The 19,873-nt window shown below is 65.9% G+C and carries 17 protein-coding genes; 8 read left to right on the forward strand and 9 right to left on the reverse strand.

The window, feature by feature from the left end:
* The 3 genes from ABIB42_RS12660 (at position 1) to ABIB42_RS12670 (ending at position 3,185) form a co-directional block, all read left to right on the forward strand.
* Positions 1–987, forward strand: coding sequence for a succinylglutamate desuccinylase (locus ABIB42_RS12660; protein WP_005664730.1), 987 nt, complete (start codon positions 1–3; stop codon positions 985–987).
* Between the two features lie 101 nt (positions 988–1,088).
* Entirely contained in the window at positions 1,089–2,201 is a 1,113-nt protein-coding gene (locus tag ABIB42_RS12665; protein ID WP_005664732.1) for an NADH:flavin oxidoreductase/NADH oxidase, read from the forward strand.
* A gap of 123 nt (positions 2,202–2,324) precedes the next feature.
* Positions 2,325–3,185 carry a head GIN domain-containing protein gene (locus ABIB42_RS12670; protein WP_005664734.1) on the forward strand — a complete coding sequence of 287 codons (861 nt, stop codon included), beginning with the start codon at positions 2,325–2,327 and terminating at the stop codon, positions 3,183–3,185.
* Here the strand turns inward: ABIB42_RS12670 and ABIB42_RS12675 are convergent, their stop codons facing one another.
* The gene (locus tag ABIB42_RS12675; RefSeq protein WP_219861636.1) at positions 3,186–4,376 is read right to left on the reverse strand and encodes a globin domain-containing protein; all 1,191 of its coding nucleotides are present in this window, start codon (positions 4,374–4,376) and stop codon (positions 3,186–3,188) included. It abuts the gene before it with no gap.
* A 258-nt stretch (positions 4,377–4,634) separates the two neighbouring features.
* On the opposite strand from ABIB42_RS12675, the gene ABIB42_RS12680 reads away from it, so the two are divergent.
* Both ABIB42_RS12680 and ABIB42_RS12685 read left to right on the forward strand, forming a co-directional pair.
* Positions 4,635–6,116, forward strand: coding sequence for an APC family permease (locus ABIB42_RS12680; RefSeq protein ID WP_005664739.1), 1,482 nt, complete (start codon positions 4,635–4,637; stop codon positions 6,114–6,116).
* A gap of 1 nt (position 6,117) precedes the next feature.
* Positions 6,118–6,792 carry a CatA-like O-acetyltransferase gene (locus ABIB42_RS12685; RefSeq protein WP_429248421.1) on the forward strand — a complete coding sequence of 225 codons (675 nt, stop codon included), beginning with the start codon at positions 6,118–6,120 and terminating at the stop codon, positions 6,790–6,792.
* On the opposite strand, the gene ABIB42_RS12690 is transcribed toward ABIB42_RS12685, so the two are convergent.
* The 4 genes from ABIB42_RS12690 to ABIB42_RS12705 all read right to left on the reverse strand — a co-directional run bounded on the left by ABIB42_RS12690 (position 6,755) and on the right by ABIB42_RS12705 (position 12,082).
* Positions 6,755–7,849, reverse strand: coding sequence for an alpha/beta fold hydrolase (locus ABIB42_RS12690; protein ID WP_005664742.1), 1,095 nt, complete (start codon positions 7,847–7,849; stop codon positions 6,755–6,757). The genes ABIB42_RS12685 and ABIB42_RS12690 overlap by 38 nt on opposite strands.
* A gap of 161 nt (positions 7,850–8,010) precedes the next feature.
* Positions 8,011–10,170, reverse strand: a complete 2,160-nt coding sequence (locus ABIB42_RS12695; protein ID WP_005664744.1) for a S46 family peptidase — start codon at positions 10,168–10,170, stop codon at positions 8,011–8,013.
* A gap of 294 nt (positions 10,171–10,464) precedes the next feature.
* Positions 10,465–11,730, reverse strand: coding sequence for a cardiolipin synthase (gene cls / locus ABIB42_RS12700; RefSeq protein ID WP_083415260.1), 1,266 nt, complete (start codon positions 11,728–11,730; stop codon positions 10,465–10,467).
* An 82-nt stretch (positions 11,731–11,812) separates the two neighbouring features.
* Positions 11,813–12,082: a GlsB/YeaQ/YmgE family stress response membrane protein gene (locus ABIB42_RS12705; RefSeq protein ID WP_005664749.1), complete on the reverse strand. Its 270-nt coding sequence runs from the start codon at positions 12,080–12,082 to the stop codon at positions 11,813–11,815.
* Between the two features lie 301 nt (positions 12,083–12,383).
* Between ABIB42_RS12705 and ABIB42_RS12710 the strand changes: the two genes are divergently transcribed.
* Positions 12,384–13,706, forward strand: a complete 1,323-nt coding sequence (locus tag ABIB42_RS12710; RefSeq protein ID WP_005664751.1) for a hypothetical protein — start codon at positions 12,384–12,386, stop codon at positions 13,704–13,706.
* Between the two features lie 146 nt (positions 13,707–13,852).
* On the opposite strand, the gene ABIB42_RS12715 is transcribed toward ABIB42_RS12710, so the two are convergent.
* From ABIB42_RS12715 to ABIB42_RS12725, 3 genes are read right to left on the reverse strand one after another with little or no spacing between them, the layout of a single operon-like run.
* Positions 13,853–14,422 (reverse strand): YceI family protein, encoded by a 570-nt coding sequence (locus tag ABIB42_RS12715; RefSeq protein ID WP_005664752.1) that lies wholly within the window; start codon positions 14,420–14,422, stop codon positions 13,853–13,855.
* A 36-nt stretch (positions 14,423–14,458) separates the two neighbouring features.
* A complete protein-coding gene (locus ABIB42_RS12720) occupies positions 14,459–15,013 on the reverse strand; it encodes a YceI family protein (RefSeq protein WP_429248422.1) in 555 nt (184 codons plus the stop codon).
* A complete protein-coding gene (locus ABIB42_RS12725) occupies positions 15,010–15,558 on the reverse strand; it encodes a cytochrome b (protein WP_219861628.1) in 549 nt (182 codons plus the stop codon). The genes ABIB42_RS12720 and ABIB42_RS12725 overlap by 4 nt, the downstream gene beginning before the upstream one ends.
* 187 nt (positions 15,559–15,745) lie before the next feature.
* Here ABIB42_RS12725 and ABIB42_RS12730 point away from each other — a divergent pair, with 187 nt between their 5' ends.
* On the forward strand, positions 15,746–17,665 hold the full coding sequence (locus ABIB42_RS12730; protein ID WP_429248423.1) for a TonB-dependent receptor plug domain-containing protein: 1,920 nt from the start codon (positions 15,746–15,748) through the stop codon (positions 17,663–17,665).
* A 38-nt stretch (positions 17,666–17,703) separates the two neighbouring features.
* On the opposite strand, the gene purB is transcribed toward ABIB42_RS12730, so the two are convergent.
* Entirely contained in the window at positions 17,704–19,095 is a 1,392-nt protein-coding gene (purB, locus tag ABIB42_RS12735) for an adenylosuccinate lyase (RefSeq protein ID WP_005664761.1), read from the reverse strand.
* Between the two features lie 157 nt (positions 19,096–19,252).
* On the opposite strand from purB, the gene ABIB42_RS12740 reads away from it, so the two are divergent.
* The gene (locus ABIB42_RS12740) at positions 19,253–19,867 is read left to right on the forward strand and encodes a glutathione S-transferase C-terminal domain-containing protein (protein ID WP_005664763.1); all 615 of its coding nucleotides are present in this window, start codon (positions 19,253–19,255) and stop codon (positions 19,865–19,867) included.
* Positions 19,868–19,873: the final 6 nt, after the last annotated feature.

The following is a 19,873-nucleotide window of genomic DNA, read 5'->3' on the forward strand; positions in this document are numbered from 1 at the left end:
GTGAGCGCATTGCCTGAAGCAGTGCGCGCGCTGGCCGAGGCGGATTTCGCCTCGGTCGCGCAGCGCTTCGAAAGCGCCGGCTTTGCGGTCGCGCAGCCGGCGTCCGGCGTGCTGACCGTCAAGGCGGCGACGCCGGATGCCGGCCGTCCCAGCGTGCTGGTGTCGGTGGGCGTGCATGGCGACGAGACCGGGCCGATCGAGATGGTCGCCTGGCTGGTCGAGGCGCTGTCGCGCACGCCGGAAGCGCTGGCGGTGGACCTGATGCTGTGCGTCGGGAACATCGATGCCATCCGGTTGGCCAAGCGCTTCGTCGATGCGGACCTGAACCGCATGTTCCGTGCCGAGCGCGGTGCGCTGGCCGGGACCTTCGAGGCCGGCCGCGCCGACGTGCTGATCGACGTCACGCGCGCCTTCTTCGAAGGCAGCGGACCGCAACGCTGGCATCTCGACCTGCACACGGCGATCCGGCCTTCGCACTATCCGATGTTCGCGATCGTGCCCGAGCTGATCGCAGACCGGGCCCGCGAAAGCCTGATCGCGTGGATGGGCGAGGCCGGGATCCAGGCCATCATCATGAATCCGGCTTCCGCCGGCACCTACAGCTACTTCACGTCCGAGCACCTCGGCGCGGCCGGCACCACGGTCGAGCTGGGGCGGGTCGGCACGCTGGGACAGAACGACCTGTCGCAGTTCGCCGATGCGGCCAAGGCGCTGGAGCGCCTGCTGCGCGGGCAGCCTGCCGGTGAAGCGAAGGCGGCGCCGCACGTGTTCGCGACGGCGCGCTCGATCATGAAGCTGTCCGATGCGTTCAGCATGCGCGTGGGCCGCGAGACCTGGAACTTCACGCCGATGAAACGTGGGGAGGTGATCGCGCTGGATGGCGACACGGTCTATACGGTCGAGCATGACGAGGAACTGGTCGTGTTCCCCAACCCCGACGTGCGAGTAGGACTGCGCGCCGGGATCATGGTGGTGCGCATTCACTGAAGCGCAGTGCACAGAAGAGCGGGCCGCGGCTCGCTCTCTTGCCTTCTGCACGAATCCTTCCGGCGGGCTAGACTGGACCTCCTTGAAAAGCAGGAGGCACCATGAGCAAGCTGTTCTCTCCCTATTCCCTGGGCACTCTCGAGCTGTCCAACCGCATCGCCATCGCCCCGATGTGCCAGTACTCGGCCGTCGACGGCCTGCCCACCGACTGGCACATGATCCACCTCGGCAACCTGGCCCTGTCCGGCGCCGCGCTCCTGATCATCGAAGCCACCGCCGTCACCCCAGAAGGCCGCATCTCTCCGGACGACCTGGGCCTGTGGTCCGATGATCACGCCACCGCGTTGGCGCCGGTGATCGCCGCGATCCGCCGCCATTCCCCGATCAAGGTCGCGGTCCAGCTGGCCCACGCCGGGCGCAAGGCGTCGAGCGAAGTGCCATGGGAAGGCGGCGCCAACATCCCGCCCGACCAGCCGCGCGGCTGGCAGACGGAGGCCCCGTCCGCGGCGCCGCATGCCGACGGCGAGACCGTGCCGCTGGCGCTGGACGCCGACGGCCTGGTGCGGGTGAAGGACGCCTTCGTGGCCGCCGCCCGCCGCGCCCAGGCGCTAGGCCTGGACGCGATCGAGCTGCATGGCGCCCACGGCTACCTGCTGCACCAGTTCCTGTCGCCGCTGGCCAACCACCGTGACGACGCGTATGGCGGCTCGCTGGAGAACCGCATGCGCTACCCGCTCGAGGTGCTGGCCGCCGTGCGCGGGGCGGTGCCGGGGATGACGGTGGGGATGCGCATCTCGGCCACCGACTGGGTCGAGGGCGGCTGGGACCTGGAGCAGAGCGTGCGCTTCGCCCACGCATTGAAGGCCCAGGGCTGCGACTTCATCCACGTCTCGACCGGCGGCGTCTCGCCCCTCCAGCAGATCCCGCTGGGGCCGGGCTACCAGATCGAATTCGCCGAACGCATCAAGCGCGAGACCGGCTTGCCGACCATCGGCGTGGGCCTGATCACCGAGGCGCGCCAGGCCGAGGACATGCTGCAGCGCGACCAGGCCGACGTCATCGGCCTGGCGCGCGCCATGCTGTACGACCCGCGCTGGCCGTGGCATGCGGCGGCCGAGCTGGGCGACCAGGTGTTCGCGCCGCCGCAGTACTGGCGTTCGCAGCCGCGCGAGCACAAGGAACTGTTCGGCGATACGCGGCTGCGCCAGCGCTGATCCGTTCACGCCGTTTTTTTGCAGTCCAGCGCGGCTTTATCGCAGTTCGTCGCATGCAGATGGCGACGGGGCAGGGGGCTTGCTAGAGTGCCATCACTCGAACAACAACCTGATTGGACTGCCATGCGTACCCTTATCGCCCTTGCCTCCCTTGCAGCGCTCACCGGCTGCGCCATCATCGTCGCTCCGGGCGACGGCGAGACCCGCGTGCATACCGCGTGGAGCAGCGATGCGAAGGAAGGCAACGGCGTCGCCGCGCGCGACCAGCGCGCGATTGGCGCACTGCCGGCCATCAGCGTGAGCGGCTCGCTGCCGGTCGAGGTACGTGTCGGCCCGGCGCCGTCGCTGGTGGTCGAGGCGGATAGCAACCTGCTGCCGCTGATCCGCACCGAGACCGAGGGCGACACCCTGCGCATCTATTCCGAAAAAAGCCTGCGCAGCAAGACTCCGTTGCGCATCGTGTACACCGTGCCGCGCCTTTCCGAGGTGCGCGCTTCCGGCGCGACCCGCGTCGAAGTGAGCGATCTGGCTGGAACGCCGCTCGACGTACGCAAGAGCGGTTCGTCCGAAGTGCGCCTGAGCGGCAAGGTCGGCAACCTGAATGCGCGCTCCAGCGGCTCGGGCCTGCTCGACGCGAGCCGGCTGCAGAGCGACGGCATCGACGCGACCCTGTCGGGATCGAGCCGCATGCGCCTGGGGCAGGTAAAGGGGGATCATGCGCGCCTGGATCTGAGCGGATCGAGCTCGCTTGACGCCAGCGGCGCGGTGCGCTCGCTGAGCGCCCGCGTGAGCGGCTCGGCCAGCGTCGACCTGGCCGACCTGAAAACCGAGGACGCCGACCTCGGCGCCAGCGGTTCGGGTGGCATCCGCGCCACGGTGAAACAGTCGCTGTTCGCCCGCACCTCGGGCTCGGGCGGCATCCGCGTGTATGGCCACCCGGCCCAGCGCAGCATCACCGGCGACCGGGTGCACCTGCTGGATTGATCAGATCAGGTTGTCCAGCAGGTCCGGGCCGAACACTTCGCGGTGCAGGCGTTCGGCCGGGGCGCCGTCTTCCAGCAGCGCATTCCACTGCGCCTGCATGAACGGCAGCGGGCCGCACATATAGACATTGGTCTCGCTGCGCGGCCACGCCGGCAGGCGCGCCAGGTCCATGAAGCCGGGCAGGGTGCCGGGAGCGTCGCCCTCTTCATGGAAGGTCACCACTTCCAGGTTCGGCATGCGCGCCCGGGCCGCCGCGACGTCGGCCTGGTGCGGATGGTGTGCGGCGCAGCGCGCGGCGTGCGCGAAGATCACGCGGCGCTGCGGATTGACCAGGGCGATGCGGTTCAGCGCGCCGATCATCGGCGTGATGCCCACGCCGGCCGAGAGCAGCACCACCGGCTCGTCGGACTCGGTATCCGGCAGGAAGTCGCCGAACGGGTAGCTGACCTGCAGGATGTCGCCCACTTTCACCTTACTGTGCAGCCAGTTCGACACGGCGCCGGCCGGGATGTCGGCCTTGCCTTCCTCGCGCTTGACCGAGATGCGCATCGAATCGACGCCATGCGCATCCGACAGGCTGTACTGGCGCAGCTGCCTGAACCCGTCGTCGAAGATCGCTTCCACGCTCACGTACTGGCCGGCCTTGAACGGCGGCAGCGGCCCGCCATCCTGCGGCACGAAGCGGATCGACAGCACGTTCTCGCTTTCGCGTACCACTTCCGTCACGCGCATCGGACGCAGATGGCCAGGCTCGATGCCGGCGTCGGCATACATTCTGGCTTCGGCGTCGATGAAGACCTTGGCCAGCGAGCCATAGGCTTCTTCCCAGGCTTTCATCAACGGTTCGACGGCGGCGTCGCCCAGGGTCGACTTGATCGCGCCCAGCAGGTGGAAGCCGACGATCGGGTACTTGTCGGCGGTCAGGCCGACCGAGACGTGCTTGTGCACGATGCGGCTGACCACCGGACCGAGGGCGGCGGCGTTGTCGATGTTGGCGGCATAGGCGAACAGCGCCGAGGCGAGCGACTGCTGCTGCACGCCGCTGGCCTGGTTACCCATATTGAACAGCTGGCGCAGTTCCGGGTGGGCCTTGAACATACTGGCGTAGAAGGTGGTCGTGATGGCAGGACCGTGCTGGCGCAGGACGGGAACCGAAGCGTCGATATAGGGGCGGGAAGCGGCGGAAATCATGGAAGTTCCTTAATAGATGCAATTTAAACGCATGTTTGAAGGCTGAAAAAAGCCCGCCTGTGGGTCTTCGCGTGCGGGCAACGGCAAGTCGACGGAAGAATTCTATCAAAGATGCTCTGCAAATGCAGCTTATTTAAACTCCTTGTTTAAACTAATTATTGCGAGGGAGGCGGACTCACCTATAATCGCAACTTCGTTTTTGAGACTGTTGAGCTGCGGCCGTCGCCGCGATCACTACCGCGCATCGAAGGACTCGCCGTGAACCAGACCCTGGGCCAGAAGCTGTTACGTACCAAATCGGCAGCACGCCATCACGAGGAAACCGCCAGCGTCGGCGTCGCCGGCGCCGTGCCCGGCCTGCATCGTTCGCTCGGCCTGTTCCCCCTGACCATGATCGGCGTCGGCGCCACGATCGGCACCGGCATCTTCTTCACGATGGTCGAAGCGGTGCCGAAGGCCGGCCCTGCGGTCGTGCTGTCGTTCCTGCTGGCGGCGCTGACCGCCGGCCTGACCGCGCTGTGCTACGCCGAACTGGCCGGCCGCGTGCCGGCCTCGGGCTCCTCGTATTCCTTCGCCTACGCCACCGTCGGCGAATTCGCGGCCTTCATCGTCGCCGCCTGCCTGCTGCTCGAATACGGGCTGGCGGCCAGCGCGACCTCGATCGGCTGGTCCGACTACCTGAACAACTTCTTGATGAACGCGTTCGGCTGGCAGATACCGGAGCAACTGCGCTCGCCGATGTTCGTCTCGGACCACCATAACGTGACCTTCCATCCGGGGAACATCAACCTGCCGCCGATCCTCCTGGTGATCATGTGCGGCTTCCTGCTGGTGCGCGGCGCCAGGGAGTCGGCCACCACCAACGCCATCATGGTGATCATCAAGCTGGCGATCCTGGTGTTCTTCGCCGCGATCGCCTTCACCGGATTCGACGCCAACAACTTCCAGCCCTTCTTCAATATGAACGAGGCCTCGGGCTATGCCGGCATGGCCGGCGTGACCGCCGCCGCCGGCACCGTGTTCTTCTCCTTCATCGGCCTGGACACCATCGCCACCGCCGGCGAAGAAGTGAAGGACCCGCGCCGCAACGTGCCGATCGGGATCCTGGCCGCGCTGATCATCGTGACCGTGTTCTACATGCTGGTCGCGGTGGCCGCCATGGGCGCCCAGCCGGCCCATATGTTCGAAGGCCAGCAGGCCGGCCTGTCGGTGATCCTGCAGAACGTGACCGGCCAGGCCTGGCCGGCGCTGGTGCTGTCGGCCGGCGCCGTGGTCTCGGTGTTCTCGGTGACCCTGGTGACGATCTACGGCCAGACCCGCATCCTGTACGCGATCAGCCGCGACGGCCTGATCCCGCAAGTGTTCCAGAAGGTGAGCGCGCGCACCCAGGCGCCGGTGAAGAACACCATCATCGTGTGCGTGGTGGTGGGCCTGGTGGCCGGCAGCGTCGACTCCACCTTCCTGTGGGATATGGTGAGCATGGGCACCCTGACCGCCTTCATGGTGGTCTCGATCGCGGTGCCGGTGATCCGCAAGCGCCAGGGCGCGGACGCGCCGCCGGGCTTCCGCGTGCCGTTCGGCCCCTACGTGATCCCGGGCCTGTCGGTGCTGGCCTGCCTGTACATCATGAAAGACCTGTCGCCCGCGACCTTCCGGGTGTTCTTCATCTGGATGGCAGTGGCGGTCGTGGCCTATTTCGGATACGGCATGCGCAACAGCCGCCTGAACAAGGCAAAGTAGGATGAACAAGTTCGAACGACGGCGCGACCGTTTCGCGCTGTTCGACGGCATGGACAGCCCGTCGGTCAACCTGTGCTTTCCGCTCGAGCTGCCGGACTTTCGCCCGTGGTGCAAGCAGCAGGACCTGGCGCCGTTCCACGTGCTGCTGTGCGCGGTGCTGCGCTCGGTCCTGAAGATCGAGAACTTCCGTTATCGCATCCACGACGACGAAGTGATCCGCATCGAGCGCCTGATCCCGTCGTTCACCGTCAAGAACCTCGACGACGACCTCAATTTCGCGACCTTCGACTGGTCGGATGACCTGCGCGAATTCGTCGCGCGCGGCCGTGCGGCCGGCATTGCCGCGTCGAACATGACCGGGCTGAACCAGCGCTACGCCACGCTGTCGCCGCGCGAGGCCAAGGACCAGGTGTTCGTCACCTGCATCCCGTGGCTCGAGTTCACGGCGATCCAGCATCCGACCACCCGCGTCGGCCGCTCCGATATTCCCTCGTTGGCCTGGGGACGCTTCCGCGACGGGGCGGACGGCAAGCTCGTGCTGCCGTTCTCGGTGCAGGCCCACCACGGCTTCGTCGACGGCTTCCACATCTACCAGCTGGGCCAGCAGATCGTGTCCGAGCTGGCCGCGATGATGGCCTCTACTTCACCAGCGGCCGCACGTATTCCAACAGGCTGACCAGGGTCTTGCCCGGTTCTTCCCACGGCGCCATGTGGGCCGAACGCTCGAACCAGACCGCGCGCTTCGACGGCGCCTTCACCTGCGCCAGCCAGGACTCAAGCGGCGCGGTCGGCGTCGTGTAGTCGTGCCGGCCCAGGAACATCACGACCGGGATCGGAAACGCTTTCACGCTTGAATAATCGACCTCGACGAATTCGGGCAGCAGCCGGCCCAGCGTGAGCAGGCTGCCGGCGTCGATGGCCTTGACCTGCTCCATCGTGTAGTCGGGCGAAAGCAGCGGGCCCTTGAAGAAATAGGTCGATTCGCTGCGCCAGGCCGACAGGCCGCCGTAGTGCTGCGGCCACTTGCGCGCGGCGACGATGCGCTCGCGCGTGATCGGCCGCTTGCCGGGGTAGGGGGCGATCGCCTGCAGCTCCTTCAACGCTTGCCTGTCGTCGTGGATGCGCGCCTGCTCCAGCGCATATTCGAAGCTGATGCGTTCATTCTCGCGCACGCTGATCACCTGGCCGATGCCGACGTAGGCGTGGAACAGGTCGGGGCGTTTCAACGACGCCGCCATCGAGATCACGGTGCCCCAGCTGTGCGCCATCAGCACCAGCTTCTGCTGGCCGTAGCGCCCGCGCAGGTGTTCGGCCACCTCGATCAGGTCGTCGACGTAGCGCTCGATGCGGATCGTCTCGCCCACGATGGCGGGATCGGTCTCGCCATAGCTCTTGCCGGCGCCGCGCTGGTCGTAGTTGGCGACCGTGAAGAACTCCTCGATCGGGCGCTGGAACTGCCACATGGTCGGCGTGATGGGTGAAGCCGGGCCGCCGTGCACGAACAGGATCATCGGATTGGCGCGGTCCTGCCCGCGCACATTGATCCATTGGTCGATGCCGCCGATGCGGGTTGTATAGGATTCCTGCACGCCGTGCGGCGCCACGATGCGCTGCAGGTCTTCGACCGCGGCGCGGGCGCCGGCCAGCCGCTTCGCATCGCTACTGTCCTGTGCCGAGGCGTCCGCGCACAGCATGCCCAGCGCGGCCAGGCAGCACACCAGGGTGTTCTTCATCTCGCTCTCCCGAAACTGTTTGAACCGAGTGTAGCGAGCGGCCCGCGGCGCGTCGCGGCGTGCGCGACAGGCGGGCGAAACGGCGGAATGGACTGCGCGAAACGCCATGAAAAAGGCCGCGCCCCTTGCGGTGACGCGGCCCTTGAAGGAAGAAAGAACGATTACAGCGCGTTCATCTCTTTCAGCAGATTATCCGCCTTGTCGACTTCCTTCATATTCCACAGCATGTAGCGGGTGTCGACCTGGATCGAGCGGGTCATGGCCTTGTTGAAGTCCCAGTCCGAGATGATCGAATCCAGGGTGCCGTCGAAGGCCAGGCCGATCAGCTCGCCCTTGGCGTTCAGCGCGGCCGAACCCGAGTTGCCGCCGGTGATGTCCAGCGTCGCCAGGAAGTTGACCGGCAGGGTCTTGAGCTTCGGATCGGCATACTTGCCGAAGTTCTTCGCCTGGATCGCGGCCAGCTGGTTGTCCGGCGCATCGAACTCGCCTTCGCCGGTGTGTTTGGCGGTCACGCCGGCCACGGTGGTGAAGGCGGTCCAGCCGGTGGTGCCGTCGGCGCCCACGTCACGGCCGGCGATCTTGCCGAAGGTAACACGCAGCGTGGAATTGGCGTCCGGGTAGACCGCCTGTCCACGGCTGTTCATGTAGGCGATCTTGGCCTTCATGTAGTTGCCGTAGGCTTGCTGGATCTTGCCGGCGGCTTCCTCGCCTTTTTCCTCGTCCTTGATGTCGGCGTCGTACATCGCGACCGCGGCCTTGATGAAGCTGTCGTTCGAGGCCTTGAACTCGGCCGGCGATTTCTTGAGCCACGCGGTGCGCTCTTCCTTGCTGGCCAGCTTGGAACCGGCATAGATGCGGTCCAGCGCCGACTTCAGTTCGGCTTCGCTCATGCCCGGCTTGATGCCGAGGGCGGCGTCGAAGGCCGCGTCATGCTCGGCGGCCGGCTGCGCGTTGTACTGCTTCAGGAAGTTCAGCACCAGCGCCTTGTCGACTTTTTCGTCGTAGGTGCGGTCCTGGCCTTCGATGACCGAGGTCAGGCGCGGCAGGTCGCGGTCCTGGTAGCCGGTCTTGCGCTCGGTGTCCGGCTTGGCGCGCTCGTTGGCCAGGCGGTACAACGTGCGCGCCGAGCTCAGGAACTTCGGCTGCGCGTAGGTCAGGAAGAAGCCTTTCCTGGTGCCGGCGTCGCGTTCGGCGATCAGCTTTTCGGCCGCTTCGATGTCGGCGCCGTATTGGGCCTTGCGCGCCGCATCGGCGTTTACCCAGGCCTTGAGCGCATTGTGCTCGGCGGTCTTGCGCTGCAAGAAGTCGCTGTTCTGGTACGAGACCAGCATGCCCTTGCGGTTCTTGTAGTAGTTGTTCACGCCGGCGATCTGGCCGGCGTATTTCAGGCGCGCGGCCGGGTCGTTCCTGGTTTCGCGGTCGATGATGGCCAGGGTCTCGCTAGATGCTTGCACGAAGGCCGGGTAGTTCCAGTCGAAGGTGAAGGCCACTTCGGACGGCAGGCGGTGGCGGTTGGTGCGGCCAGGGTAGCCCAGCACCATCACGAAGTCGCCTTCCTTGGCGTGGTCCTGCGCCAGCTTGATGACGTGCTTCGGCTTGTACGGCACGTTGTCCTTCGAGAACTCGGCCGATTTGCCGTCCTTGCTGACGTAGGCGCGGTAGAAGCCGTAGTCGCCGGTGTGGCGCGGCCACATCCAGTTGTCGGTGTCGCCGCCGAACTTGCCCACGCCGTCGGCCGGCGCGTGCACCAGGCGCACGTCGCGGATCTCGAGCTGCTTCAGGCGGTAGAACTCCAGGCCGCCGTAGAAGCTGGCCACGGTGCAGCGGTAGCCGGCATCCTGTTCGCAGGCCGCCACCAGGGTCTTCTGGTTCTTCTCGATGGCGTCGATGCGGGCCTTGCCGGTCAGCTTGGCGACTTCAGGGGTGATGACCTGGTTGCTGACGTTGGTGACTTCGTCGGTGACGAAGATGCGGCTGCCTGGCGATGCCGGCAGTTCCTCGGCCATGGTCTTGGCCAGGAAGCCGTTCTTCAGCAGGTCGCGCTCCGGCGTCGAATTGACGGCGATGCTGTTGTAGACGCAGTGGTGGTTGGTGACCACCAGGCCTTGCGGCGACACGAAGGAAGCCGAGCAGCCGCCCAGGCTGACGATGGCGCCCATCGGGAACTCGGTCAGCTTGGTCAGGTTGGCTGGATCCAGCTTGAGGCCGGCGGCTTTCAGTTGCTTGGCCACTTGTGGCAGCTGTTGCGGCATCCACATGCCTTCGTCCGCGTGGGCGGCGAAGCTGCTCAGGATGGCGAGCGAGAGAAGAGTCTGTTTCATGCGCGTGTGATCTGGTTGGGAAGGGAAACTCATGAACTAAGAACCTGTCTCGGTAGGTAGGAGTCGCTGCTGGCGCGCCTGGCAAGCGTGGGCGGCGTTGCTCGTCGTTGCATGGCGCCGCCATGCGGCCTCCTCGCGCCTTGCCCACACTTGCCATGCATCGCCATCAGCTTCCCCCCACCTGCCGAAACAGGTTCTGGAGCGTCCATGAGTATGGTAATCCCATGCAGGATCGTCAACCGCTATTTCGGCCGCGCAAGCAAATTCCGTTTTAGCCTCGTTTCGCCGTGTTTACTACAGCTGCTTGTCGATCAGCGACACCGCCCAGGTGCTCATGCGCTGCCACCACGGGCGCTGTGCGAACTTGTGTTCGGTCACCGGCGTGGCGCGCGCCCAGTCCTGTTCGTAGATCTCGCTCATCTGCGCCGCGAAGCCTTCGTCCAGCACGTTCAGGTTGGCCTCGTCGTTGATGCTGAACGAGCGGTTGTCGAAATTGGTCGAACCGACAGATACCAGCAGTTTGTCGACGATCAGCGTCTTGACGTGGTACATGGTCGGCTTGTATTCCGAGATCTGCACGCCGGCGTCGAGCAGCTCGGGCCAGCGGTCGCGCGAGGCGGCTTTCACCAGGTCGGAATCGATGATCGGGCCCGGCGTGATCAGGCGCACCCGCACGCCGCGTTTCGCGGCCGCGATCAGGGTGCGGATGGTCAGGTCGTCCGGCACGAAGTAGGCCGCCGACAGGTCGATCGTCTCGCGCGCGGCGGTGATCGACATCAGGTACATCAGGTGCATGCTCTCGCTGCCGCCGGTCGGCGAGCTCGAGAACATCTGGGCCGGCATCGTGCCTTTCGGCTCCAGGGCCGGGAAGTAGTCGGGACCATCGAGCACCGTGCCGGTAGCCTTGGTCCAGTTGTCGTTGAACACCGCCTGGATCTGGCCAACCACCGGGCCTTCGATCCTGAAGTGGCTGTCGCGCCAGTGATTCTCGTCTTCTGCATTGCCGCGCCACTGGTCGGCAATGCCGACCCCGCCGGTAAAACCGATCTTGCCGTCGATGACCAGCAGCTTGCGGTGGGTGCGGTTGTTCATGCGCGCCAGCTTCCACCAGACCGGCTTGTGATAGCGCTGCACGCGCACGCCGGCCTTCTTCATGTCATCCACCAGCGCATTGTCCATCTTCATGCTGCCCATGAAGTCGAGCATGACATGGACCTTCACGCCGGCGCGGGCGCGCTCGGACAGCGCCTCGGAAAATTCCTTGCCGATCGATTCCGACCAGTAGATATAGGTTTCCAGGTTGATCGACTTTTCCGCCTGGCGGATCGCGGCCAGCATGGCGGGGAAGATCTGGTCGCCATTGATCAGGGCCTCGACCTTGTTTCCTTCAAGTATAGGGGGACCGAGCAGCACACCCATCGAGCGGCGAAATTGCGGGTCGTGGGTGTCGTACTGCCGTGTCAGTTGCCGCTCGATCTGTTTCTCGCTCGGCATGAAATTCAGCGCCAGCACACCGAGCACCAGCGTGGCGGCGATCGTGATCAACACTGTCCAGAACATTTTTGGGCTCATCAATAAAACCACGAAGGAAAAAAAACCAACGCGCGTGGCGTTGGTTTTTAGGAGCGGTGTTTCGCACTCATTAACGAACGCGACCGCGACGCAGCAGATTCACGATGGCCAGCAGGATGACCGCGCCCAGGAACGAGACCAGGAGCGAAGCGACACTGAAGTCGTCCGAGTTGATGGTGCCGGTGCCGAACAGCGGCGACAGCAGCCAGCCGCCCAGGAAGGCGCCAACGATACCTACGACAACGTTAAGAATGATGCCTTGCTCTGCGTCGGTTTTCATGACCATGCTGGCAAGCCAGCCCAGGATGCCGCCGACGACGATCCAGATGATGAATAACATGGTTGCTTCCTCCTCAAGTAAAAAGACATACCTCCAGGCCCAACAATTGCCGTGACCATGGGAAAAAGTCTAGAGATGCTCCCCCATCAGGTCGGTGCGGCAACTCACGTTAGATAGCGTTTTTGCATCGCTGTTCATGCACCGGTCCGTTGTCGGCCAGGCTCCACTGGGGAATGCGGCGGGTCAGCGCGCAAGCGTGCGTGAACGAACAGAGCCATAAAGACGAGCGGCATAAGGTGGATGTCCCTGGCAGCGCCGCTTCACAGCGCCTGGCCACCCCAACTACCAGAAAGGATTCGTCATGAGCAGCTACGACACCACTCGTCAGAACCAGAACCAGCGCATGGTCACGGGCCTGTTCCCGGACCGCGCCAGCGCCGAGCGCGCCTATGGCACCGTGTCCGATCGCGGCTATACCCGCGACGACGTCAACCTGATGATGTCCGACACCACCCGCCAGACCCACTTCGCCGATAAAGATACGGAACTGGGCAGCAAGGCGGCCGAAGGCGCCGGCATCGGCGCCGGCATTGGCGGCACCATCGGCGCCGTGCTGGCCGGTATCGCAGCGGTCGGCACCACCCTGGTGCTGCCGGGCCTGGGCGTGGTCGTCGCCGGTCCATTGGCGGCGGCCCTGGCCGGCGCCGGCGCGGGCGGCATCACGGGTGGCCTGATCGGCGCGCTGATCGGCGCCGGCATCCCCGAAGAACGCGCCAAGCACTATGAAGAAGGCATCAAGAACGGCGGCATCGTGATGGGCGTGCATACCCGCTCCGACGAAGACGCGGCCCACATCCAGGAATCGTGGACCAAGCAGGGCGGCTCGCACGTGATCGGCGCCGGCCTGGGCATCGCGGGCGGCGCGGCGCTGGGCGCCACGGTCGGCACCGTGGCCGGTCCGATCGGCACCGTGACCGGCGCCGTGGTCGGCGGCGTGGCGGGCGGCATCGCCGGCAAGGGCGTGGGCGAAGTGGTCAATCCGAAGGCCGGCGACGACCTGGCCGAACACCACCTGGCCAAGGGCGTGGGCGCCGGCACCGGTGCAGCCGCCGGTGCGGCGGTCGGCGCCGTGGGCGGCCCGATCGGGATGGCGGCGGGCGCCGTGGTCGGCGGCCTGGCTGGCGGCGCGGCCGGCCGTGGCGCCGGCGAGGTCGTCAATCCGAAGGCCACCGACGAACTGCATGACCACAACCTGGCGCAGGGCGTGGGCGCCGGTGGCGGCGCCACCGCGGGCGCGATCATCGGCGCCGCGGCCGGCCCGCTGGGCGTGGCGGCGGGCGCGGCGATCGGCGGCCTGGCGGGCGGCGCGGCCGGCAAGGGCGTCGGCCACATGGTCAATCCGCACGAGGAAAACGAGTACTGGCGCACCCAGTACCAGACCCAGCCTTATTACTCGCCGGGCTACACCTACGACGACTACGCGCCGGCCTATGCGCTGGGCTACAACAGCTATGGCAAGTACGATGGCGGCTATGACGCCAACGAAAGCCACCTGGCCGGCGAGTGGGAACGCTCGAAGGGCAACTCGCGGCTGAAGTGGGAGCAGGCCAAGTCGGCCACCCGCGCCGGCTGGCACCGCGTCGAGCGCGCGATTCCGGGCGATTTCGACCGCGACGGGCGTTAATTGCCTCGGTAAGAAGCACCGCTAGAAGCACGTCGTCCCCGCGCAGGCGGGGACCTAAGTTTGCAAGCGTATCGACGACGCATGCAGCACTTGGGTCCCCGCCTTCGCGGGGACGACGTTGTTTACAGCTAGCGTTTACCTAATGATCAGCGCTTGACGGCTTCGACCTGGATCGCCAGCTTCACTTCCGGCGAGAAGTTCGGCAGGCCGAAGCTGATGCCGAAGTCGTCGCGCTTGAAGGTGCCCACCACGTCGGCGCCGCAGGCTTCCTTCTTGAGCATCGGGTGCATGATGCACTTGAACTTGTTGATCTGCAGGGTCAGCGGCTTGGTCACGCCGTGCAGGGTCAGCTCGCCGTCGACCGAGGTCGGCACGTCGCCGGTGTACTTGATCGACTTCGACTTGAAGGTCGCGGTCGGGTATTTGGCGGCGTCGAAGATGTCCGGCTTCTTGGCGTGCTCGTTCATCTTTTCGTGGCCGAAGTCGATGCTGTTGATGTCGACGGTGATGTCCAGCGAGCCGGTCTTGGCTTCGCGGTCGAGGGTCACGCTGCCGCTCGACTTGTTGAACTTGCCGCGCCATACCGACAGGCCCATGTGGTCGGCTTCGAAGCTCGGATAGGTGTGGTTCGGTTCGATGTCATAGGTGACCGGCGCGGCGAAGGCGGTGCTGGCGGCGAGGGCGGCGGCGGCCGCGATCAGGTGCTTGATCTTCATGTGGTGATGTCCCTTTGATAGGTGTGGTGGTGAAGTTTAAGGCGCCGCGGTGACGCGGAACTTGATGACGACTTCATCGGCGACCATGCTCGTGTCCTTCCACTCGCCTTCGCCGATGTTGAAGGCCAGCCGCTTGATCGGCAGTTGTCCTTCGAATACCTGTTTGCCGCCTTCGGCCTTGACCGCCAGCGGGAAGGTGACGTCCGCGGTCTTGCCCTTCAGGGTCAGCTTGCCCGACACGTTCAGCTTGCCGGCGCCGCTTGGCACGATGCTGGTGGACACGAAGCTGGCCTTCGGGAATTGCGCCGAATTGAACCATTCCTTCTTGGCGACTTCCTTGTTGTACATCGGGTCGCCGATGTCGAAGCTGGCGGTATTGATCTCGACGTTCGCCTTCGAGGCGGCCGGCTTGGCCGCGTCGTAGTCGATGGCGGCGCTGAAGCTGCGGAACGGCGCTTCCACCGGCACGTTCATCTGCTTGAACACGGCCGAGACGCTGCTCCTGGCCGGATCGGTCTTGAGCGGGACGGCGGCGGCGATCGCGCTGGCGCCGACCAGGGTCGCCACCAGCAGGGCCTTGAATGGTTTCATCGTTTTTCCTTCGGGGTAGGGATGGGGAGCATGCGCTGCATCACGCCGTCGCGGTCGACCAGCAGGTGCTTGAACGCGGCCAGCACGTGCAGGGCGACCAGGCCGGCCAGCAGCATATTGAGCCAGTAGTGCACGCCGCGCAGCACGGCGCGCAGCTCGGGATCGGGCCCGATCAGCACCGGCAGCGGGATTTCGCCGAAATACACCACCGGGAAGCCGGCCGCCAGGCTGAAGAAGTACCCCGACAGCGGCACCGCGAACATCAGCACGTACAGCAGGACGTGCAGGCCGTGGGCGGCGCCGCGCTGCCATGCAGGCATCTGGTCGGCGTATTGCGGCGGATGGTTGAACAGGCGCCACAGGAGGCGCAGCGCGGCCAGGCCGAGCACGGTGACGCCGGCCCATTTATGCCAGTTGGTGTAGCGGATCTTGGCCATGCTGATGCCCTGGATGTCGGTCATGACCAGGCCGAGCGTGAACGTGCCGATGATGGCGATGGCGATCAGCCAGTGCAGCACGATTGCGGGCATCGTATAGCGGCGCATGTTGTCTCTAGGTAACTAGTACGAGTTAGAACTAACCAACTATAGCAAAAAAGACGGTCACTGTGCTGCAGAGCCTGAATTTCTGTCGCAAACACTAGCACGGACTTGTAAAACATGCACCATACGGCTCGGCAGAATGTAAAATCCGGTCATGAGCGTGTTTATCACTTATTGCTGTCGGAACCTTGTGTTGGCCACGGGCACAGCCGCCTGCCTGGCATTGCCCGCCACGGCGGCGCCTGGCGGGCAGATGCAAGACCTGGCCGACCTGTCGATCGAGGAGCTGGCCAATATCCAGGTCACCTCGGTCTCGAAGCGGCCCGAGCGCCTGCAGGATGCGCCGGCGGCCGTGTTCGTGATCACGGCCGACGACATCCGCCGCTCCGGCGCCGATTCGCTGCCCGAGGCGCTGCGCCTGGCGCCCAACCTGCACGTGGCGCGCATCAACGGCTATGCCTATTCCATCAGCGCGCGCGGGCTCAACAGCGGCGGCAGCGCGGTGTCGAACAAGCTGCTGGTGCTGATCGACGGCCGCTCGGTGTACACGCCGCTGTTCTCGGGCGTGTTCTGGGACGCGCAGGACGTGCTGCTCGAAGACGTCGAGCGCATCGAGGTGGTCAGCGGGCCGGGCGGGGTGCTGTGGGGCCTGAACGCGGTCAACGGCGTCATCAACATCACCACCCGCTCCGCGCGCGATACGCAGGGCGCAATGGTGGCGGCGCACGGCGCCGACGACGGCGACGCCGGCGCCGCCTTCCGCCAGGGCGGCGCCAGCGGGGACGGCGTCGCCTGGCGCGCCTTCGGCAAGTTCACGCGCCGCGCCGACGGCGATGGCGTCGGCGGGAGCATCGACGACGGCTATCGCCGCGCCATGGCCGGCGTGCGCGCCGACTGGGAGCGGGGCGCCGACCGCTTCACGGTGCGGGGGAATGTCTACCAGGGCCGGCTCGACCAGCCGGCGCCGGGCGAGATCGCCACCCCGGGCGGACCGAACCGCTTCGGCCGGGTGCATTCGGATGGCGCCAACCTCACGGCGCGCTGGCAGCGGGTGCTGGACGATGGCGGCAGCGTCGACGTGCAGGCCTATCTCGACCACACGCTGCGCGAGGCGCCGCCCTTGTTCGCCGAGCGCCTCACCACCGCCGACCTGCAGTTCCAGCACACGCTGCCGGCGCACGGCCGCCATGGCGTCGTCTGGGGCGCCAACTACCGGCATTCGCGCGACCGGGTCGACAACAGCCCCTACGTCGCTTTCTTGCCGGCGCGCACCACCCAACGCTGGGGCAGCCTGTTCGTGCAGGACGAGATCCTGCTACGCGACGACTGGCGCCTGGTGCTGGGCGGGCGGGCCGAGTACAACCATTACACGGGCACCGAGTTCCTGCCCAGCGCGCGGCTGTCATGGCGGCTGTCGCCGCAGCATGCGCTGTGGGCGGCCCTGGCGCGCACGGTGCGCGCGCCGTCGCGCCTGGACGTCGATGCCTGGGTGCCCGGCCAGCCGCCTTACATCCTGCAGGGCGGGTCGCAGGTGCGCAGCGAAGTGGCGCGCGTCGTCGAGCTCGGCTACCGCGGCCAGCCGGCGCCGGCGCTGTCGTATTCCGTCACGCTGTTCCACCACGACTACGAGCACTTGCGCACGCAAGAATTCGACCCGACCCGCACTTACCTGGTGTTCGCCAGCCTGATGGAAGGCTATGGCACGGGCGTGGAAGCCTGGGGCAGCTGGCAGGCCATGCCGCGCTGGCGCCTGTCGGCCGGCTGGACGGCGCTGCACCAGCGCCTGTACACCAAGCCGGAAAGCAACGACATTGGCAGCGTGCTGGCGGCGCGGCGCGACCCCACGTACACCCTGCAACTGCGTTCGAGCTACAACATCGACGATGCGCGCGAGATCGACGTCAGCCTGCGCCGGGTGGCCGAGCTGGCGGCGGTCGGCGTGCCTGCGTATACGGCGCTGGACGCGCGCTTCGGCTGGCGCCTGCGGCCGGGCCTGGCGCTGTCGGTGTATGGAGAAAACCTGAATGGCGGGCACACCGAGTTCGGCACGGCGATGTACCGCGCGCAGTTCGAGCGCCGGGTGGGGGTCAAGCTGAGGTGGGATTACTGAGGCGATGCCGCCGGAGCGGCGGCATCGCATGATACGGCTTAGATGTCGGCCGCCAGCTTCGCCGCCAGGCCGGTGTAGTTCGCCGGCGTCATCGCCAGCATCAGGTCCTTGGCTTCCTGCGGCACGGCCAGGGTCTCGATGAACTCGCGCAGCGCGTCGCGGGTGATGCCCTTGCCGCGGGTGAGTTCCTTCAGCTGCTCGTAGGGGTTGGCGATGCCGTAGCGGCGCATCACGGTCTGCACCGGCTCGGCCAGCACTTCCCAGTTCGCGTCCAGGTCCTGCTCCAGGCGGGCGGCGTTCACCTCGAGCTTGTTCAGGCCGCGCAGGCAGCTGTCATAGGCCAGCAGGGCGTAGCCGAAGCCGACGCCGATATTGCGCAGCACCGTCGAATCGGTCAGGTCGCGCTGCATGCGCGAGACCGGCAGCTTGTCGGCCATGTGGCGCAGCACCGAATTGGCCAGGCCCAGGTTGCCTTCCGAGTTCTCGAAGTCGATCGGGTTGACCTTGTGCGGCATGGTCGACGAACCGATCTCGCCCGCCTTCAGTTTCTGCTTGAAGTAGCCCAGCGAGACGTAGGTCCAGATGTCGCGGTTCAGGTCGAGCAGGATGGTGTTGGTGCGCGCGATGGCGTCGAACATCTCGGCCATGTAGTCGTGCGGCTCGATCTGGATGGTGTACGGATTGAAGGTCAGGCCCAGGCGCTGTTCGATCACGTTCTTCGAGAAGGCCGGCCAGTCGAATTCGGGATAGGCCGACAGGTGCGCGTTGTAGTTGCCGACCGCGCCATTCATCTTGCCCAGGATTTCGACGTCGGCGATGCGCTTGACCGCGCGCTGCAGGCGCGCGACCACGTTGGCGAATTCCTTGCCGAGCGTCGTCGGGCTGGCGGTCTGGCCATGGGTGCGCGACAGCATCGGCAGCGCCGCGTTGGCGTGGGCGATCTCGGTCAGTTTCGCGATGATGGCCTGCAGGGCCGGCAGCAGCACGCCGTCGCGCGCGCTTTTCAGCATCATGCCGTGCGAGGTGTTGTTGATGTCTTCCGAGGTGCAGGCGAAGTGGATGAACTCGCTGGCCGCGACCAGTTCAGGCACGTCCTTGACCTGCTCCTTGAGCCAGTATTCGACCGCCTTGACGTCATGGTTGGTGACCGCCTCGATTTCCTTGATGCGCGCGGCATCCTTTTCGCCGAACTCGGAGGCCATCTTGTCGAGGTGAGCGATCGCTTCGCTTGAAAACGGCTTGATCTCGGCAAAGCCAGCCTGCGACAGTGCCTGCAGCCACGCGATCTCGACCTTCACGCGGTGGTGCATGAAACCCGTTTCCGACAGGATCGGGCGCAGCTTGTCGGTTTTCGAAGCGTAACGGCCGTCGAGCGGGGACAGGGCCGACAATGTCGGGGAAACTGCGGGGGACAGGGCGGTAGAGGTCATGGCGGGCGGTCCGGTCAAAAACGCGGATTTTACCACCGGACGGGCGGCGAACCCTTGCGCATGCCGCGGTGCGGGAGTGTGTTGGGGCGGCGACAGCGCAGGTTTTGCGGCAGGGCCCGATGCTATACTGGGCTTCGATTCCCAACTGCGACCTCCCATGAAACTCATCGGTTCTGTCACCAGCCCCTACGTCCGCAAGGTCCGTGTCGTGATGGCGGATAAAAAGCTCGACTATTCCTTCATCCAGGAGAACGTCTGGGCCGCCGACACCACCATCCAGCAGACGAATCCGCTGGGCAAGGTTCCATGCCTGGTGATGGAAGACGGCAGCACCCTGTACGACTCGCGCGTGATCGCCGAATACCTCGACACGCTCACTCCGGTCTGCAAGCTGCTGCCGCCGAACGGGCGCGACCGGGCCGAGGTCAAGGTCTGGGAAGCCCTGGCCGACGGCGTGCTCGATGCGGCCGTGCTGGTGCGCCTGGAAACCACCCTGCGCCCCGAAGCCCAGCAAAGCCCCGAATGGATAGCCCGCCAGTGGGGCAAGGTGCACGCCGGCCTGCGCGTGATGTCCGAGCGCCTCGGCGAGTCGGCTTTCAGCGCCGGCAACCACTATTCGCTGGCCGACGTCGCCGTCGGCTGCGCCCTGGGCTGGATCGCCTTCCGCTTCCCCGACATCGACTGGCGCGGCGACTACCCGAACCTGGCCCGCCTGTTCGACAAGCTGTCCGAGCGCCAGTCGTTCAAGGACACCGTCCCCTTCCTCGCATGAGCGGCA

Origin of the sequence: Massilia sp. UYP32 (assembly GCF_050434365.1) — a bacterium.
Taxonomy (GTDB): Bacteria; Pseudomonadota; Gammaproteobacteria; order Burkholderiales; family Burkholderiaceae_D; genus Telluria; species Telluria timonae.

Bases quoted from the DNA above. Each gene is read 5' to 3' on its own strand.
- ABIB42_RS12675 (WP_219861636.1), bottom strand. From the start codon at position 4,376: ATGATTTCCGCCGCTTCCCGCCCCTATATCGACGCTTCGGTTCCCGTC.
- ABIB42_RS12665 (WP_005664732.1), top strand. From the start codon at position 1,089: ATGAGCAAGCTGTTCTCTCCCTATTCCCTGGGCACTCTCGAGCTGTCC.
- ABIB42_RS12720 (WP_429248422.1), bottom strand. From the start codon at position 15,013: ATGAAACCATTCAAGGCCCTGCTGGTGGCGACCCTGGTCGGCGCCAGC.
- ABIB42_RS12670 (WP_005664734.1), top strand. From the start codon at position 2,325: ATGCGTACCCTTATCGCCCTTGCCTCCCTTGCAGCGCTCACCGGCTGC.
- purB (WP_005664761.1), bottom strand. From the start codon at position 19,095: ATGACCTCTACCGCCCTGTCCCCCGCAGTTTCCCCGACATTGTCGGCC.
- ABIB42_RS12740 (WP_005664763.1), top strand. From the start codon at position 19,253: ATGAAACTCATCGGTTCTGTCACCAGCCCCTACGTCCGCAAGGTCCGT.
- ABIB42_RS12695 (WP_005664744.1), bottom strand. From the start codon at position 10,170: ATGAAACAGACTCTTCTCTCGCTCGCCATCCTGAGCAGCTTCGCCGCC.
- ABIB42_RS12725 (WP_219861628.1), bottom strand. From the start codon at position 15,558: ATGCGCCGCTATACGATGCCCGCAATCGTGCTGCACTGGCTGATCGCC.
- ABIB42_RS12690 (WP_005664742.1), bottom strand. From the start codon at position 7,849: ATGAAGAACACCCTGGTGTGCTGCCTGGCCGCGCTGGGCATGCTGTGC.
- ABIB42_RS12685 (WP_429248421.1), top strand. From the start codon at position 6,118: ATGAACAAGTTCGAACGACGGCGCGACCGTTTCGCGCTGTTCGACGGC.
- ABIB42_RS12715 (WP_005664752.1), bottom strand. From the start codon at position 14,422: ATGAAGATCAAGCACCTGATCGCGGCCGCCGCCGCCCTCGCCGCCAGC.
- cls (WP_083415260.1), bottom strand. From the start codon at position 11,730: ATGTTCTGGACAGTGTTGATCACGATCGCCGCCACGCTGGTGCTCGGT.
- ABIB42_RS12710 (WP_005664751.1), top strand. From the start codon at position 12,384: ATGAGCAGCTACGACACCACTCGTCAGAACCAGAACCAGCGCATGGTC.
- ABIB42_RS12705 (WP_005664749.1), bottom strand. From the start codon at position 12,082: ATGTTATTCATCATCTGGATCGTCGTCGGCGGCATCCTGGGCTGGCTT.